Source organism: Neorhizobium sp. BETTINA12A (assembly GCF_023006485.1).
In the GTDB taxonomy this organism is placed as follows: Bacteria; Pseudomonadota; Alphaproteobacteria; order Rhizobiales; family Rhizobiaceae; genus Neorhizobium.
Genome location: NZ_JALBGW010000366.1, coordinates 1 through 545, shown reverse-complemented (window position 1 = coordinate 545; position 545 = coordinate 1). Strand labels below are relative to the sequence as shown.

At 67.7% G+C, this 545-nt stretch carries 1 protein-coding gene; it reads right to left on the bottom strand.

Features of this window, described 5'->3' with window-relative positions; genetic code table 11:
* On the bottom strand, positions 1 to 545 hold a 545-nt coding region (gene cobA, locus MOV61_RS30195; protein WP_247139213.1), incomplete at both ends, for a uroporphyrinogen-III C-methyltransferase.

Genomic DNA, 545 nt, shown 5'->3' with positions numbered 1-545 from the left:
AACCGTGCGGCCCATGTAGACGGCGATCGTCGCGCCCGAGATCGCAAGGCTTGCCCAGTCGGGCAGGACGTCGCCGGTGAGGTCATGGCCTGTGGTGAAGATCAGCGACGAGGCGACGCCGCGCAGCGTCAGCGGCAACTCGAAATCGGCGGCAGCGGCAAAGGCCGAGGTGATGCCCGGTACGATCTCGTAAGTGACACCCGCGTCGCGAAGTGCCGCCATCTCCTCGCCGGCGCGGCCATAGACCAGCGGATCGCCGGACTTGAGGCGGACGACGCGCTTGCCTTCACGGCCGAGCCTGACCAGCAGCCTGTTGATCTCGTCTTGAGACTTCGAATGGCAGTTCTTGCGCTTGCCGACCGACAGGCGCTCGGCATCGCGGCGGCCCATGTCGACGATCGCCTGCGGCACCAGCGCGTCAAAGACGATCGCATCGGCTTCCATCAGCACGCGCTGGGCGCGCAGCGTCAAAAGATCTTCGGCGCCCGGGCCGGCGCCGACCAGCCAGACATGGCCCGCGGCGCGACCGGTGGTCGACAGAAGCG